The organism is Clostridium fermenticellae, from assembly GCF_003600355.1.
In the GTDB taxonomy this organism is placed as follows: domain Bacteria; phylum Bacillota; class Clostridia; order Clostridiales; family Clostridiaceae; genus Clostridium_AV; species Clostridium_AV fermenticellae.
On sequence record NZ_CP032416.1, the window covers coordinates 1,452,490 to 1,468,371 of the forward strand.

At 28.3% G+C, this 15,882-nt stretch carries 14 protein-coding genes; 12 read left to right on the forward strand and 2 right to left on the reverse strand.

Annotated elements, in window-relative coordinates; translation table 11 throughout:
• Positions 1-188 precede the first annotated feature (188 nt).
• From D4Z93_RS06900 to D4Z93_RS06920, 5 genes are all read left to right on the forward strand, one after another.
• Positions 189-491 (forward strand): hypothetical protein, encoded by a 303-nt coding sequence (locus D4Z93_RS06900; RefSeq protein WP_119971724.1) that lies wholly within the window; start codon positions 189-191, stop codon positions 489-491.
• Between the two features lie 210 nt (positions 492-701).
• Positions 702-2,723, forward strand: a complete 2,022-nt coding sequence (locus D4Z93_RS06905) for a cell division FtsA domain-containing protein (protein ID WP_119971727.1) — start codon at positions 702-704, stop codon at positions 2,721-2,723.
• Positions 2,724-2,727: 4 nt separating this feature from the next.
• Positions 2,728-3,894: a M20 metallopeptidase family protein gene (locus tag D4Z93_RS06910; RefSeq protein WP_119971729.1), complete on the forward strand. Its 1,167-nt coding sequence runs from the start codon at positions 2,728-2,730 to the stop codon at positions 3,892-3,894.
• 188 nt (positions 3,895-4,082) lie between these two features.
• Positions 4,083-5,042 carry an RluA family pseudouridine synthase gene (locus tag D4Z93_RS06915; protein ID WP_119971731.1) on the forward strand — a complete coding sequence of 320 codons (960 nt, stop codon included), beginning with the start codon at positions 4,083-4,085 and terminating at the stop codon, positions 5,040-5,042.
• 33 nt (positions 5,043-5,075) lie between these two features.
• Positions 5,076-6,683, forward strand: coding sequence for a putative polysaccharide biosynthesis protein (locus D4Z93_RS06920; protein ID WP_119971734.1), 1,608 nt, complete (start codon positions 5,076-5,078; stop codon positions 6,681-6,683).
• Positions 6,684-6,694: 11 nt separating this feature from the next.
• Here the strand turns inward: D4Z93_RS06920 and spoVB are convergent, their stop codons facing one another.
• A complete protein-coding gene (gene spoVB / locus D4Z93_RS06925) occupies positions 6,695-8,203 on the reverse strand; it encodes a stage V sporulation protein B (RefSeq protein ID WP_119971737.1) in 1,509 nt (502 codons plus the stop codon).
• A 151-nt stretch (positions 8,204-8,354) separates the two neighbouring features.
• Here spoVB and D4Z93_RS06930 point away from each other — a divergent pair, with 151 nt between their 5' ends.
• The 5 genes from D4Z93_RS06930 (at position 8,355) to galU (ending at position 12,776) form a co-directional block, all read left to right on the forward strand.
• Positions 8,355-8,915 carry a ferritin family protein gene (locus tag D4Z93_RS06930; RefSeq protein ID WP_119971740.1) on the forward strand — a complete coding sequence of 187 codons (561 nt, stop codon included), beginning with the start codon at positions 8,355-8,357 and terminating at the stop codon, positions 8,913-8,915.
• A gap of 73 nt (positions 8,916-8,988) precedes the next feature.
• Entirely contained in the window at positions 8,989-10,296 is a 1,308-nt protein-coding gene (locus tag D4Z93_RS06935) for a PQQ-dependent sugar dehydrogenase family protein (RefSeq protein ID WP_119971742.1), read from the forward strand.
• A 32-nt stretch (positions 10,297-10,328) separates the two neighbouring features.
• Complete coding sequence (locus tag D4Z93_RS06940) at positions 10,329-11,030, forward strand: zinc dependent phospholipase C family protein (RefSeq protein ID WP_119971745.1); 702 nt, start codon at positions 10,329-10,331, stop codon at positions 11,028-11,030.
• Positions 11,031-11,124: 94 nt separating this feature from the next.
• On the forward strand, positions 11,125-11,688 hold the full coding sequence (locus D4Z93_RS06945; protein WP_199798382.1) for a class I SAM-dependent methyltransferase: 564 nt from the start codon (positions 11,125-11,127) through the stop codon (positions 11,686-11,688).
• Positions 11,689-11,900: 212 nt separating this feature from the next.
• Complete coding sequence (galU, locus tag D4Z93_RS06950; protein WP_119971747.1) at positions 11,901-12,776, forward strand: UTP--glucose-1-phosphate uridylyltransferase GalU; 876 nt, start codon at positions 11,901-11,903, stop codon at positions 12,774-12,776.
• A 32-nt stretch (positions 12,777-12,808) separates the two neighbouring features.
• On the opposite strand, the gene ytaF is transcribed toward galU, so the two are convergent.
• Entirely contained in the window at positions 12,809-13,423 is a 615-nt protein-coding gene (gene ytaF, locus D4Z93_RS06955; protein WP_119971750.1) for a sporulation membrane protein YtaF, read from the reverse strand.
• Positions 13,424-13,583: 160 nt separating this feature from the next.
• Between ytaF and D4Z93_RS06960 the strand changes: the two genes are divergently transcribed.
• Both D4Z93_RS06960 and def read left to right on the forward strand, forming a co-directional pair.
• Positions 13,584-15,323 carry a B12-binding domain-containing radical SAM protein gene (locus tag D4Z93_RS06960; protein ID WP_119971752.1) on the forward strand — a complete coding sequence of 580 codons (1,740 nt, stop codon included), beginning with the start codon at positions 13,584-13,586 and terminating at the stop codon, positions 15,321-15,323.
• A gap of 56 nt (positions 15,324-15,379) precedes the next feature.
• Positions 15,380-15,844 (forward strand): peptide deformylase, encoded by a 465-nt coding sequence (def, locus tag D4Z93_RS06965; RefSeq protein ID WP_119971755.1) that lies wholly within the window; start codon positions 15,380-15,382, stop codon positions 15,842-15,844.
• Positions 15,845-15,882 lie beyond the last annotated feature (38 nt).

Genomic DNA, 15,882 nt, shown 5'->3' on the forward strand with positions numbered 1-15,882 from the left:
CCGGGCTGTGGACGGGGCCATACGGGAAGAAAAATATCAACTGAATTTACAATGGAAATTTTAAAAAATAAAATTGCCCACTTTAACTTGACACAAACAATAAAGCCATTGAAATTGACTTATATATAATAAATATGATATGTTATATATAGTTTTAATAGCCAGTATATAATATGGAGGTTATAGTAATGATAGCTTTTAAGAAAATATGGGATGATATATGTGAAATAACTTCAAATAATTCTATTAATGAAAATGAAAATGTAAAGATTATCGAAAATTTTAATAGTGGATTTGTAATACAAGATAATGCTGATGTACATTTTCTAACTAAGGATGATTTTGTTGATTTCTGGTGTAATATTTCATGTGTTGATAGTGCATCAAAGGATGATCTTTTAAGCAATAGTAAATCAAAATATATATATGAAATAATGAAGAACTTACCATATATCTGTGAACATGATGGAATAATAAAAATAGCGGAATAGCTTTCATATAATTAATATAATATATCCTGCCGTACTAGGAATTTTAATTTTAAAATCTCCAGTATGGTTTTTTATTTTTAAAATATATATTATTGTTATATTATATAATTAATGTATAAGTAAAATGTGCATTAGTTTACAAATATTCTACAATTATTTATAATGTCTATTAGAAGAATAATTATATTACTAGAAGAAGAGGTAAATATTATGGATAATACTAAAATTAATCCGCAAGATACGATATTTGCATTAGATATAGGGACACGATCAGTTATAGGAACTGTCGGCATTGTAAAGGATAAAAAGTTTTTTGTTATAGAAGAACATTGTGTAGAACATGAAGAAAGAGCCATGATTGATGGACAAATACATGACATTACATTAGTTGCTAATACGGTTAATATTATAAAAAGCAATCTTGAGAAAAAGTTAAATATAAAATTGAAAAATGTTGCTATTGCGGCAGCAGGCAGATTTTTGAAAACTATGTTATCAAAGGCCAGGATGGAAATTGACGACGATAAAGAGATTGATAAAGATACTATAAGAACTCTTGAATTAACTGCAGTCAAAACTGCTGAACAGAAGATTAATGAAGAAACAAGTGGAAAACTTTATTGTGTTGGATATAGTGTTAAGAACTATTATTTAAATGGATATTTGATAAGCAATTTGTTGTCACATAAAGCTACTAATATTGAGATTGAGGTTATAGCCACATTTTTACCAAAATCAGTGGTTGACAGTTTGTATTCAGTTATGGCAAAGGTTGGGCTTCAAGTTGTAAGTCTTACTTTAGAACCTATAGCAGCTATAGAGGTAGCTATTCCAAAGAAATTAAGATTATTGAATTTAGCATTGATAGACGTTGGAGCAGGTACTTCTGATATAGCAATAAGCAGCAATGATACGATATCTTCATATGGAATGGTTCCTTTAGCAGGTGATGAAGTTACAGAAGTAATAGCTCAAAATTATCTTGTGGATTTTAATACTGCTGAAAATATAAAGCGTGCATCTACTACGGGTGGAAAATATAAATACAAGGATGTCCTTGATATTGAAAATGAAATTTCTTCAGAAGAGGTTATTAAAGTCATATCTCCTGTCGTAAAAAAAATAGCAGATGAGGTTGGAAATAAAATTATAGAATTAAATGGTGGAAAATCGCCTAATGCTGTATTTATGGTGGGTGGAGGAGCATATACTCCAAAACTTAAGGATTTTTTAGCTGAAAAACTTAATTTGCAGGATCAAAGGATAGGTATAAAATCGAGAGAAGATATAAAAGATTGTGTATGCACAGATAATTCACTTGGAAGTATAGGAGTTACAGTTTTAGGTATAGCTTTAACATCTATACGAAAGTTTGGAAATGACTTTATAGATGTATTTTTAAATGATTCAGTAATAAGTCTTTTCAATTCTCATAAACATACTGTTATAGATGTTATTATACAGGCTGGTATAAATCCAAAAGTTTTTATGGGCAAAAATGGTAAAAATCTAAAATTTATATTAAACGGTATAAATAGAGTCGCATTTGGTTCGCTTTCAACTCCTTCGGAAATAAAAATAAATGATGCCAAAGCTAATATAGATGACATGGTAAAGGAAGGAGACAGGATAATTATAAATTATGCGGTGAATGGAAATGATGCGAGACCCAATGTTAAGGATTATATACAAAAAGTATATTCGGTGAGCTTTTTTATAAATGATATCATGGATAATTTAGAGCCAGTGGCTATAATTAATGGTAAGAGAGTGGATATAAATACTTTTATAAAAGAGAACGATATTGTAGAGATATTGTTTCCGGAAACACTTCGTGATTACAAGAAATATTTTCTTAAAGATGACAGTGATGATACTGATTATGAATACTATCTAGAAGGCCAAAAAGTATCTTTTGACCATGTGATTAACGAAGGTGAAAAAATATATAGAATAAAAAAAGAAGATGGTATTAATAGCAAAGATAATAGTAAGGATGAAAAAAAATCTTCTGATGGTGTTGAGTTAAATATAGTTGCAAATGGAAAAAATATCACACTAAAAGGTAAGGAACAATATGTATTTGTGGATATATTCAATTATATTGAGTTTAATCTGGCAGTTCCAAAAGGAAAGTTATTTTTAAGATTAAACGGAGAAAATGCAGGTTATTATGATAAACTTTCAGAGGGTGATGTAATAGAGATTGGATGGGATAAAAGGAGTGACTAAGAGAATGAATTTTTTAGAGATGGCGCAAGATATCAAGCAAGAGCTTATAAGTATAAGAAGGGATATTCATATGTATCCTGAACTTGGATATGAGGAATTCAGAACTTCTAAAAAGATAAAAGAATTTTTAGACAGGGAAGGCATAAAATACATTGAAACTGCAAAAACTGGTATATGTGGAATAATAAATGGAAATGGAAATAAGACAATAGGAATACGTGCCGATATGGATGCACTCCCACTTAAGGATAATAAGACATGTGAGTATAGTTCTAAAATTAATGGAAAAATGCATGCATGTGGACATGATGCGCATACTACTATACTTTTAGGTGTGGCTAAAATATTAAATAGCATAAAGAGTGAATTAAACGGAAATATAAAACTGTTTTTTGAACCTGCTGAGGAAACTACCGGTGGGGCAAAAGTGATGATAGAAGAGGGTGTACTACAAAATCCAAATGTCGATAAAGTAATTGGACTCCATGTGGAACCAGATATAGAAGTTGGAAAAATAGGAATTAAAATGGGAGTAGTAAATGCGTCATCTAATCCATTTACAATAAAGATAAAAGGTAAGGGAGCCCATGGTGCACATCCTGACACAGGAATAGATCCTGTTTTAATAGCAAGTTCAGTTGTAGTTGTACTACAGAATATTGTAAGTCGAGAAATTCCACCTACAGATCCCGCAGTAATAACAATTGGAACAATACATGGAGGTACAGCACAGAATATAATTCCGGAAGAGGTCACAATAAGTGGTATAATTAGAACACTTAGAAGGGAACATAGATCTTATGTAAAGAGGCGATTGGTGGAAGTTACAGAAGGTATAGTTAACTCTATGAGAGGTAAGTGTGAGATAGATATAGAAGAAAGTTATCCTTGCCTTTACAATGATGATGAAACAACTAAGATGGTGGTAAAATGTGCATCTTCATTAATTAAGGAGGAAAATATTAAGATGCTTTCAAATCCGAGTATGGGTGTTGAAAGCTTTGCGTATTTTTCTATGGAAAGGCCATCTGCATTTTATTATCTCGGGTGTGGAAATAAAGCAAAAGGGATATTAAATCCGGCACATGGTAGTCTTTTTGATATTGATGAAGAGTGTCTTCCTATAGGAGTTGCAATACAATGTAAAACTGCATTTGAACTTTTAAAATGATCTTTAGCTTAATATAAATACATTAAAAAGGCGGACAATTATTGTCGGCTTTTTTGTAATTAAGCCAAGGTTTAAAATATTATATGTTGATTTTATAAATACTGTTATTATATAATTAGATGTTGTCTAAATAAAATTGAGGATATAAAAGGACATATGAGATTAATTGTAGAATTAGGAGTGATGATGTGAAAGTTGAAATAGGAATTAATGAAGCAGAACAAAGAATAGATAAATTTTTAAGAAAATGGCTTAAAGATATGCCCTTGAGTGGTATATACAGAAGTATAAGAAAAGGCGACATAAGAGTAAACGGAAAAAAAGTAAAAGAGAAATATTTTCTCTGTGAGGGAGATATAGTAGAAACAAAGCATATATTGACAGAAAATAGAAAACGAATATTCACTAGAATAGATAATGATTTTTTGAAAATAACATATGAAGATAAAAATATGATTATAGTTGAGAAGTGGCCTGGAGTTTTGGTTCATTCAGACAAAAAAAAAGGAGAAAATACGTTAACTGATTATGTATTATCATACTTATACGATAAAGGGGACTATAATCCGGAACAGGAGATAACGTTCACCCCTGCACCTTGTAATAGGCTCGATAGAAATACATCTGGTGTAGTTATATATGGTAAGAATTTTGAATCTATTAAATTGCTTAATGAGATGATAAGAGAAAGAAGAATAAAGAAATACTATGAGGCACTTGTAAAGGGAAGGTTAAGAGATGGAATATACAGAGCATATATAATGAAAAATGAGGATCAGAATATATCGAAAATATTTGATACTCCACGAAAAGGTGCTAAAGAAATAGCAATGCAGGTGAAAACTCTTAGTACATGTGGAACATATTCTCTTTTAGAATTGGAGCTTATTACTGGAAGGAGCCATCAATTGAGAGCACATTTGAGTTATCTTAAGAATCCTATAGTTGGAGATATCAAATATGGAATAAGTAAATTGAATAGTTTTTTTTATAATAAATACGGACTGGATTATCAATTTTTATATGCATATAAATTGACATTTAAAGATTGTCCCGAGAAATTATCGTATTTAGAAAATAAAACTTTAGCTGAAAGTTTGCCACCTATGCTTAAGAAGATTAAAAATGATATATTCGAGAAATTCTAAAACATATACTATGAGAATGAGGAGTTTTTAAAGATGAAGGAACAATCAACTACTAAAGGCTTTGCTATACTTTCTGCTGCAGGCATGTTAGTAAAGATTCTGTCATTACTCTATATACCACTATTTAGACATATAATTGGTGATGAAGGATATGGTATATCTGGTGTTTCGCTTCAAGTATATGTTTTTGTATTTGTACTTACAAATGCTGGAATACCTGTAGCTATATCTAAATTGGTATCTGAACTTATTGCCGTTAAAAATTATAAAGATGCAGTTAAAGGATTTAAAATAGCAAGATTTGCTCTTTTAATATTAGGGTTAGTTATGTTTATATTGTTAATTGCATTTTCACACCCGATAGCTCGTTTAATACATTATGATAAAGCATATTTATCAATATTAACTTTAGCACCGGCAATTTTATTTACTTCGATAGCATCAGCTTACAGAGGATATTTTCAAGGAAGAGGGAATATGACACCTACGGCTATATCGCAGGTCATAGAACAGACTGCAAACATAGTCTTTTCAATTATATTTGCAGTTTACTTAATAAAATTTGGAGTTGAAGCAGGTGTCGCTGGTGGTTCTATAGGTACGTCGTGTGGAGCGCTTGCATCAGCAACATTTTTAATATTTTATTATCAAAAGCACAGAAAATTTCGTATTCCTAGAGAAGAAATTGAAATGTGTAAAAGAAGACTCACCACAAAACAGTTATTGAAGCGAATAGTGAAATATGGAGTTCCGATAACAATGTGCGTTGGAATGACTAATGCAGGAAACTTGGTTGATGTGTACAATACTAAAGTAAGATTAATGGCTGGTGGTATTTCTGATACGAAAGCTACAATATGGTATGGTTATTTAACCAAATATCAGCAGTTAATGAATGTTCCGATAACAATAATTTCATCACTTTCTATGGCTATTTTGCCGGCAATTTCAGCTGCAGTAGCTTTAAAGGATAAATATAATGTAAAGCAAAAGATAAATTATTCGTTTAGATTATGCTTTTCAATTGCTATACCATGTGCTGTTGGACTTGCTGTTTTAAGTGATCCGATTTTTAAAATGTTAAAGTTTGCCGGTGGATCATATATTATGAAATATGGTTCAGTAGTTCTTGTTTTAATGTCCATTATGCAGATACAGACAACAATACTTCAGAGTATAGGCAAGTTATTTATTGCAACTGCATATTCGGTCCTTGGTATATGTTTTAAGATAGCTGTAAATTATTTTTTAATAGCTATTCCACGTATAAACATACTTGGTGCTATAGTTGGAAGTACAGTTGGTTTTTTAGTTCCTATAATATTAAATCATAGGGTTATAAGAAAAACATTAAATATAAAATTAAGTCTTTTTGTACATGCAATAAAACCTGTCATAGCTTCAGCAGCTATGGGGGTAGTAGTTTTCATAGTTCACTACGGATTCAATTTTGTATTTAATGTTCTACATAAGGGATATTTTGCAGATACACTTGCAACTGTTATATCTATCGGTATTGGTGGTATTACATATTTGTTTTTATTAATAGTAATTGGTGGTATAAAAAGAGAAGACTTAGATTCTATGCCACGCAAACTTATGACACTCATTCCAAATTTTATATTAAGAATGGTGAAGTAATTAAATTTAAGTCAGGAAAATCTTCTTTTCCTGACCACTGAAATTAAGAAAATTAGTGTACATAAGAATCCTGTAAATAAAATTGTTATACCTTCTAGTGTTGCTGATCTGTAAGACACAAAATTTTTTATTGTATATAAAATCAAGTATAATAAGATTGAAGCCAGTATATATATCGAAAATTCATATTTTGAGAAATCTATAAAGTAAATTTTCCTGATTTCATATAGATTCATAATTAGACCTGTACCTGAGGTTAATATTAATGATATCCCGTATGAATAAACATTTATTTGTTTTATTGGTGTAAGCAAATATAATATAATTAATTCTTCAAATGAGACTATGAGAGAATTTTTTAGTATGATATTTTGTTTTCCAAGTCCGTTTAATATTGCATAACTTGCAGAACTAACGTATGCTAGTGGTGCTGCTAATGTACAAAAATGTATATAACTCCCTAAGTCATTTCTACTATAAAGCATACTGCCTAGTATATTTGGTATAATTGAGCATATTACCAGTGTTGTCATTCCTAAAATGAATGCAATTTTTATAACTTGAGCAATTCTGTTTTCAACCTGCCAATAATCCTTTTTACTTAATTTCTCAGATAGATCTGGTATTAATATTGTAGATATTGAATTAACTATTATCATAGGAAAAAATATTATATTCATTGCCATTCCGTTGAACTTTCCGATCATAGATAATGCTGTATTATATTCAATTCCAGAACTTATAAGTCTTCTTGGTACGATTAAAGTTGAAGTTGTAGAGAGTACCATTGTTATAAAATCGGTTATACATAAAGGAAATGAAATAATTAGTACATCGAATAATAACTGTAGCTTGTCTTCAGATGCTGTATAACTAAAACCAAGTTTAGCTTTTTTCCTTTTGTAGAATATATAAAGTAATATAAAACTTATAAGTTCACCTAGTGTTAAAGTCATATATGCACCAGTTACAGTACTTTTAACTGTCTTTAAATTAAATACGGTTATTATGCTTACAAATATAATTATTCTGATAAATTTCTCACTCACATCTATAAGCGCAGGTACCTTAATATCTGATACTCCATAAAAATATCCTTTAAATATTGATGAAAGTGATATAAATATCATAGCAGGGCATATTATTTGTAATGCCTGTATTGTCCTTGTATCTTTAATTATATATGTACTTATAAAATTCGCATATGAAAATACAAATACTGCCACTACAATTGCTAATATACAGTCGAATATCAGAGAAACATCAATAGTTCTATTTAAATTCCTAAAATCATTTTTGCTGTAGTAGATAGCAGATCTTCTTGATATTGCCGGAATTATTCCACCACATATTAAGCATATGAATAAATCGTAAATTGGCATTATAAGACCATAAAGGCCTATACCCTCTGCTCCCATATTTCTGGAAAGAATTATTGAAAAAACGAAACCAAAAATTCCTGTAATTAAATTTGAAAAAATCATAATTAGAGAATTTTTTAAAAATCTATCTCTTTTCATATAATAAAAAACTCCTCTTGATATTTTATGGACTATATATAAAATTATGAGAAGTAATTACATTATATTCTAATAATGATAATTTTAAAATTAAGGGCTTTTTATGATATAATATTCCTGATTAAATTTAACAGTAGGGGGAAAAGTCTGTATGACTGAATTATTTTGTACAATTTGTGGAATGAAAATAAATTCTACAAATTTTGATTTCAATAAAGAAGCATTTGAAGATAAAAATTCTATTAATAATATAAAGTTTTGTCCTTTCTGTGGTTCACCGCTTGAGTATATAAAAAATGAAGATGAGAGTTATAAATACAGAAATATTAAACTTAAAGATGATGCTCTTAAAATTATCGATCATGCGATGAAGCTAGAGGTTTTTAATGGCGATTTCTATAAAAAGGCAGCATTTTTAGCGAAAAATGAGAACATAAAGGATATGTTTAAATCACTTTCCAATATAGAATATATGCATGCAAGAATACACAACAGAATTGGTGGGTTTAAGAAATTACCGGTGCTTAGAGATATGGATTATTCAAAATATAATACTGATAATATACTTCTTGATATGGCTTGTAAAAGGGAAAAACATGCAGTTGAATATTATGAAAAATATATTGATTATATTGATTCCTATGATATCAAGACGATATTTAAGGTATTATCTGAAGTAGAAAAAGGACATATAGAACTTACAAGTAGATAATAGTTATTAATCATATAAAGCAAGATTTCAAAATATATATATTTTAAGGATATTATATAGGAGAGATTATAATATGAAAAAAATTTTTGAAATCTTGCTAGTGATAATATGTATTACTTGTTCTGCAATTTTGATAACTAAATATATTAGGGATTCAACTTATAATAAGGTAATTATTAAGGATAAGAACATTTCTTGTGATGTTAAATATAGGGGTCTTAAGGAAGCAACAGATTTTGTAGCTGATAGTTCTGGTAATTATTACATAGCTTATAAGGATAAAATACAGGTTATAAATAAAAATGGAGAGAGTTACTATCTTATTAAAAATGATAAACTTAACATATCCAGTCTGGATTTTAGCGATAATATATTGTATTTTTCATCGAATACTAAGATATATTCTTATAATTTAAGTAATAAAAAAATGTTTGAGATAGTTAAAGATTTACCTAATTATGGTGATTACAAGAATAGCATTGTAAAGGTTGGAGGAGATTATTTATATATAACAATAGGTGCTGTTACAAACTCAGGTGTTGTGGGAAATGATAATAAATATATAAAAAATAATCCTTTTATGCATGATATATCACCTGAGGATATAACCTTAAAAGGTATTAATTTCGGAAAAGATAAAACAGGAGCTTTCCAAAGTTATAAAACAAGGAGTACAAATGGTCAGCTTGTAGCAGGGCATTCCCCGGGAAATTCTTCCATATTGATTTACAACATAAAAACAGGTAATAGTGAGACATTTGCATGGGGAATAAGGAATATAACAGGAATGGATTTTAATAGTCAAGGAAAACTTTTAGCAATAGTTGGTGGAATAGAAGATAGGGGAATAAGACCTGTTAAAGGTGATAGTGATTACATATACGAAATTAAAAAGGGAAATTGGTATGGATGGCCTGATTATAGCGGTGGTGATCCAATTACTTCACCAAGGTTTAGGTTAAATAATAATTTTAATTTACAATTTGTACTTGATAATCATCCTACTACTAACCCACCGGCACCGTTGTATCAATACAATAGAGTAAGTTCAATAAAATCATTGGCTATAGATAAAAAAGGTATTATAGGAAATAAGGATTGTATATATTTTTATGATAAGTCGAACAATAATATATATGCATTTAATGGAATTGGAACAGGAAAAGAAGAAGCTAATCTTCCTAAGAATTCATTTATAACTGATATGAAGATCTATAATAATTCGCTTTTAGTGCTTGATTCAAATCATGGATATTTATATAGTATAAGTAAAAGCAGGGGTGCAAATGCTAATTTTAATATAGATAAGAAAATGTACTTATATCTGGTTATGGTTTGTATTTCTGGGATAATTATAGTGTTAACTATACAAAAGAAATGATTATATTTTTGTTTCGAAAGGGATAGGTATATATGAAAAACAAATTGGAACATACATACGGAACAGCTTTGAGGGGATTGATGTTCGCAGTTAATCCACTTAAGAAAAAGTTTTTAAAAACTTACTGTACAGTTCATAAATTTATAATAATTCAAGCTATAGATATATTAAAAAATGATGGATATAATGAAGAACATGAATTTTACTTTGAGCATGTAAAAAGTTTAAATGATGGGGTAACCTGGGCAGATCAGGACTTTAAAAGTTCTAATCATTTTTACAGTGCTAGTAAGGGTAGAGGTCTTTATGGATTTTCAGATGCTCTGACTGAATGCAAAAAGTATTATAATAAATCTTTAGAGTATGTGAAATTAGATAATATTATTAAAGCATTATTTTATTTCGGAGCCGCGTGTCATCTTATACAGGATTCAACTGTTCCACAGCATGTTAATAATAGGTTGTTAGATAGTCATAGACCTTTTGAACTCTGGATAATAAGTAGGTTATTAACTGATTATTCTTTTGTTGCAAAAGAGGGAGCAGTTATATATGATACTGTGGATGATTATATAAAGAATAATGCAATTATGGCAAACAGCACATATGTAAAATATATAAATATAGAAGATAAAAATGAACGATATGGTAAGATATCATCTACTATATTGAAAGAAGCTGAAAGGACAACAGCTGGTTTTATGATTAAATATTACAATGAAATTAAAAAGTGAAAGTATATAAAATCTTCCATAAAATGGAGGATTTTTTTTATATGTGAAGAAATAATATAGTATATAAGTATTTTATGCGATGGGGGGATAAAGCTTGAATAAACAAATAATTGTTAATATGAAAGATATAGTTTTCCAGGGAAATGTACTCGACATTGGTTTTAAAAATAATGGTGTGATATATAACATATATAAAGAAAGCAATAATAATATAAATATTGAATATCTTAGAGGAAAAGAAGATAAAAATAAGATTGTGGAAAATTTTTATGACACATGCATATTATTTTTTTCATTTAATAACTTTTGGACTAGTATAAGAAAGAGGAAGTTTTTATTAGATATAAGCAAATATTTAAAAAATGATGGAATAATATATATATGGGATATTGATAAGGGATTTACAAAGGTAATTGATTGCACTTTAAAAATAATAATGCCTAAAATGGAAACACGTAGAATAAAAATAAAAGACCTAAATCCCTTTAAAAACAATTCAAAAAAAAGTAATATTAAAATTATAGAAAAATATTTTGATATTATAGACATAAAAGAATATAACAAAGTATATTGTTTAAAGGCAAAAAAATATATACAGCAACATGTTAATAACAGTGCTAAAAACAATTCAAAACAAGGTAACACTAATACGGCTTAAGATTATTTTAATAGTATAACTTATTAGAAGACAAGTATTTAAATACTTGTCTTTTTTTGTATTTGTAATATTTTATTCATAAATTTGCCATATAAATGTCATTATAATTATGTAATATTCCTATATAAATAACTTTTAAATTTTAGAAAATTATATTAACAAAATAAATATTATGTTAATTAAAAAAATGTAAACAAAAAGGAGTTAAAAATATGAAAATTAAAAAAGCAATAATTCCAGCTGCTGGACTGGGAACAAGGTTTTTACCAGTAACAAAAGCTCAACCAAAAGAAATGTTACCAATAGTAGATACTCCTATAATTCAATATATAGTTGAAGAAGCAATAGCATCCGGAATAGAAGAAATATTAATTATAACAGGTAAAAATAAAAAAGCAATTGAGGATCATTTTGATAGATGTGTTGAACTTGAACAAGAGTTGAAAATTCATAATAAAAACAATCAACTCAAGTTGGTTAATGATATTTCTAATATGGCTAATATATACTACATAAGACAAAAGCAGCCTCTCGGTTTAGGACATGCAATAACCTGTGCAAAAACATTTGTAGGCAATGAGCCTTTTGCTGTTATGCTTGGTGACGATATAGTTGATAGTAAAGTCCCCTGTTTAAAACAACTCATGGATTGTTACGATGAATATAAAACCTCAATAATAGGTGTTCAGAAAGTTCCACAAAATGATATTTCTAAATATGGCATAATAAACGGAAAATATATCGAAGACAGGGTATATAAGATAAATGATATGATAGAAAAACCTTCTATAAAAGAAGCACCTTCAAATATAGCCATACTTGGTAGATATATAATTACTCCACAAATCTTTTCTATACTTGATAATACTCCTCCTGGAAAAGGCGGAGAAATACAGCTCACAGATGCACTAAAAACATTGATGTCTAAGCAGGCCATGTATGCTTATAATTTTGAAGGGAAAAGATATGATGTTGGAAGTAAATTTGGCTTTTTACAAGCAAATATAGAATACGCCTTAAAAAAAGAAGATTTAAAAGATGAACTAATGTCATACATGACAAGCATTGTAACCTGCGAAGTTATATAAAAATGGTTGACACTTTTTATGTCAACCATTTTTCATATAACTTGTTTGACTCCTATTATAATCAATAATAAACCTGCAAGAACAGTAGCCTTTTTATTTAAATTCCACCTATTTAAAAAACTGGTTAGATAATTGCCCGCCCAAAGTGATAGAAAACTTATAATTGCTGAGAAAAAACCCACAAGTGGTGAACTTAGGCCAATCATACCAGCACTCATTCCTCCACCTATATTATTAACTGACAGTGCAATTCCTAAAAAAGTTGCTTCCTTAAAATCAATATCTTTTGAATTGTCTTTGTCAGCTTTTTCCGGATTTCTCAGTATGTTACGTATTATATTATCATTTTTTATATTGATTGAATTGATTTCAACTTTTTTAGTGTTAAAATAAGGTTCGACTATAATCCACAAGCCTATAAATACTAGCATCAGCATACTTATTATTTGAGATACAGTTGTACTAAAAAAATCTGTAATTATACTTCCCGAGAATGCTGCTAAGGAAGAAATAAAAAAAGTAATTATGGAAATCCATATATTCTTGAAAATGGATATTTTTATTCCTCTTATACTATAAGCTATTCTAACACTTATATTATCAATATTATTGGCCAAAGCAATAAAAAATGTATAAATAAAATGCATTGGATAACTTAACTCCTTATATATTTTTATGCACTATTAATATATTAAATGAACTTCGAAAATGCTATTATATTGATTGTCTTATATACTTTTATTAATATATACTATTAAAGAAAAGGAAAGTGAAATAAAAATAATATAATTGAAAGGAAATGATGTTATGAAAGTAATTTTAACGGCTGTAAATTCCAAATTTATTCATAGTAATTTAGCTGTTAGATATTTAAAAGCTTATACAAAAAATTTAAACTATGATTGTAGAATAATGGAGTTTACAATAAATGATAGAATAGAGAGAATAGTTGAAGAAATTATAAATAAAAATCCAGATATGGTAGCATTCTCGTGTTATATATGGAATATAGATTATATTAAACACATAGCCAGTTTAATTAAATTGATAAACAATGATATAACGGTAATCTATGGAGGACCTGAAGTATCTTATGATAGTAAAACCTTCCTTTATGAGAATCCAGGTGAATTTGTACTATTTGGTGAGGGGGAGGAAACTTATAGTGAACTTATAAATTGGATATTAATTTATGGAAGGTTAAATAATTCAACTCACGAGGCAATATATGAACTTAAGAATATTAAAGGGCTATGCTTTAAAGTCAACGGTAAAGTAATATGTAATGCCAAGAGACCTTTAATGGATATGAATGATATAGTATTTCCTTATGATAGAGATGATGATTTGAGTAATAAAATAGTTTATTATGAAGCATCGAGAGGATGCCCATTTAATTGTAAATATTGTCTTTCGTCAACTATACATGGAGTCAGATTTTTAAATATAAATAGAGTTAAAAAAGAACTTAAGTTTTTAATTGATAAGGATGTAAAACTTATAAAATTTGTAGACAGGACATTTAATTGCAATCCGAAATTTACAATGGAAATATGGAATTATCTAATTAATATTAAAACAGATGCAACTTTTCATTTTGAGATATCTGCTGATATATTAACTGAAGAAGAGATAGAAATTGTATCAAAGGCTCCTCGTGGAAGATTTCAATTTGAGGTCGGAGTCCAAACTACAAATGATATTATATTGCATAATATCAATAGACATGTTAATTTTTATGATATAAAGCAAAAAGTAGATGAACTCGAACGTATAGGTAATGTAAAGCAGCATTTAGATCTTATAGCAGGGCTTCCTGGTGAAGATATTGCTTCATTTAAAAAATCATTTAATGATATATACTTAATTAGACCTGAGGAAATACAACTTGGTTTCTTAAAATTATTAAAAGGTTCCTCTATGAGAGATGAGACTCTAAAATGGGGAATGGTATATTCTCCGTATCCACCATATGAGATATTAAAAACTAAAAATATGAGTTACAGTGATATAACAATTTTAAAAAGAGTGGAGAAGGTATTAGATAAATATTATAACTCTAGAAAGTTCGATAATATATTAAATTATTTTTTGCCAAAATTTAATTCTCCTTTTGATTTTTACTACTTTCTTGGAAAATTTTTTTACGAAAAAGGATACCTGAGTAGGAGTATATCTTCGGTTCAATATTATAAGGTCTTTCTGGAATTATTAAATGAACTCACTTGTAATAAAGACGATAAACTTAATTTAAAAGAAATAATAAAATTTGATTATCTTAAGTATAATAAGAAAAAATGGCTTCCTGAATTCTTAATAAGAGATAGAAATAAAAAAGAAGAAGTTCAAGTAAAAAATTGTGTAGTTGAAAGTAATATTAAGCTTCAAGAAAACTACCACATTGAAAAGTTTTTTATAGATATAAAAGATTTAATATTAAAGAATGAAATAAATAAAAAAGTATGTTATATAATATTTGATGAAAAAAGTAATATAGAATTATACATAAGTGAATTATTTGATTCAGTTGATGTTATAAATAGTTAAATGTATAATTATACTATGCAGTTATATTTTGAGAAAGGAGAAATTTATAAAATAAAATGTCAGTAAAGAAGATATTACAATTTGGAGATAAAAGGTTAAAAAGGGTAAGTAGAAATGTAGAAACTGTTGATAAAGATACTTTACAATTAATCGATGATTTGAAAGATACACTTCATGATTCGACAGGGATAGGGTTAGCAGCTCCTCAAATCGGCATTTTAAAGAAAATTGTGTTTATAGATATAAATGATAATTATAAACCACTTTTGCTTATAAACCCAAAAATAATAAAAAAAATAGGTAAAGAAGATAGCATCGAGGGTTGTTTAAGCTATCCAGGTTATGAGGGAGTAGTTGTAAGACCTAAGAGAGTTATAGTAAATTATAAAAATCAACAGATGAAAGATTTACAGATAGAAACAGATGGATTGCTTGCCAAAGCATTATGTCATGAAATAGATCATTTGAATGGCATTCTTTATACCGATAGGGCTAAGAAAGTATATAGAATTGAAGAGTAAATTTAAGTTAAATATCTTATAATAGCTGCCATAAATGA

Bases quoted from the DNA above. Each gene is read 5' to 3' on its own strand.
- ytaF (WP_119971750.1), bottom strand. From the start codon at position 13,423: ATGCATTTTATTTATACATTTTTTATTGCTTTGGCCAATAATATTGAT.
- D4Z93_RS06940 (WP_119971745.1), top strand. From the start codon at position 10,329: ATGAAAAACAAATTGGAACATACATACGGAACAGCTTTGAGGGGATTG.
- D4Z93_RS06935 (WP_119971742.1), top strand. From the start codon at position 8,989: ATGAAAAAAATTTTTGAAATCTTGCTAGTGATAATATGTATTACTTGT.
- D4Z93_RS06905 (WP_119971727.1), top strand. From the start codon at position 702: ATGGATAATACTAAAATTAATCCGCAAGATACGATATTTGCATTAGAT.
- D4Z93_RS06920 (WP_119971734.1), top strand. From the start codon at position 5,076: ATGAAGGAACAATCAACTACTAAAGGCTTTGCTATACTTTCTGCTGCA.
- D4Z93_RS06930 (WP_119971740.1), top strand. From the start codon at position 8,355: ATGACTGAATTATTTTGTACAATTTGTGGAATGAAAATAAATTCTACA.
- spoVB (WP_119971737.1), bottom strand. From the start codon at position 8,203: ATGAAAAGAGATAGATTTTTAAAAAATTCTCTAATTATGATTTTTTCA.
- D4Z93_RS06900 (WP_119971724.1), top strand. From the start codon at position 189: ATGATAGCTTTTAAGAAAATATGGGATGATATATGTGAAATAACTTCA.
- def (WP_119971755.1), top strand. From the start codon at position 15,380: ATGTCAGTAAAGAAGATATTACAATTTGGAGATAAAAGGTTAAAAAGG.
- D4Z93_RS06960 (WP_119971752.1), top strand. From the start codon at position 13,584: ATGAAAGTAATTTTAACGGCTGTAAATTCCAAATTTATTCATAGTAAT.
- galU (WP_119971747.1), top strand. From the start codon at position 11,901: ATGAAAATTAAAAAAGCAATAATTCCAGCTGCTGGACTGGGAACAAGG.
- D4Z93_RS06910 (WP_119971729.1), top strand. From the start codon at position 2,728: ATGAATTTTTTAGAGATGGCGCAAGATATCAAGCAAGAGCTTATAAGT.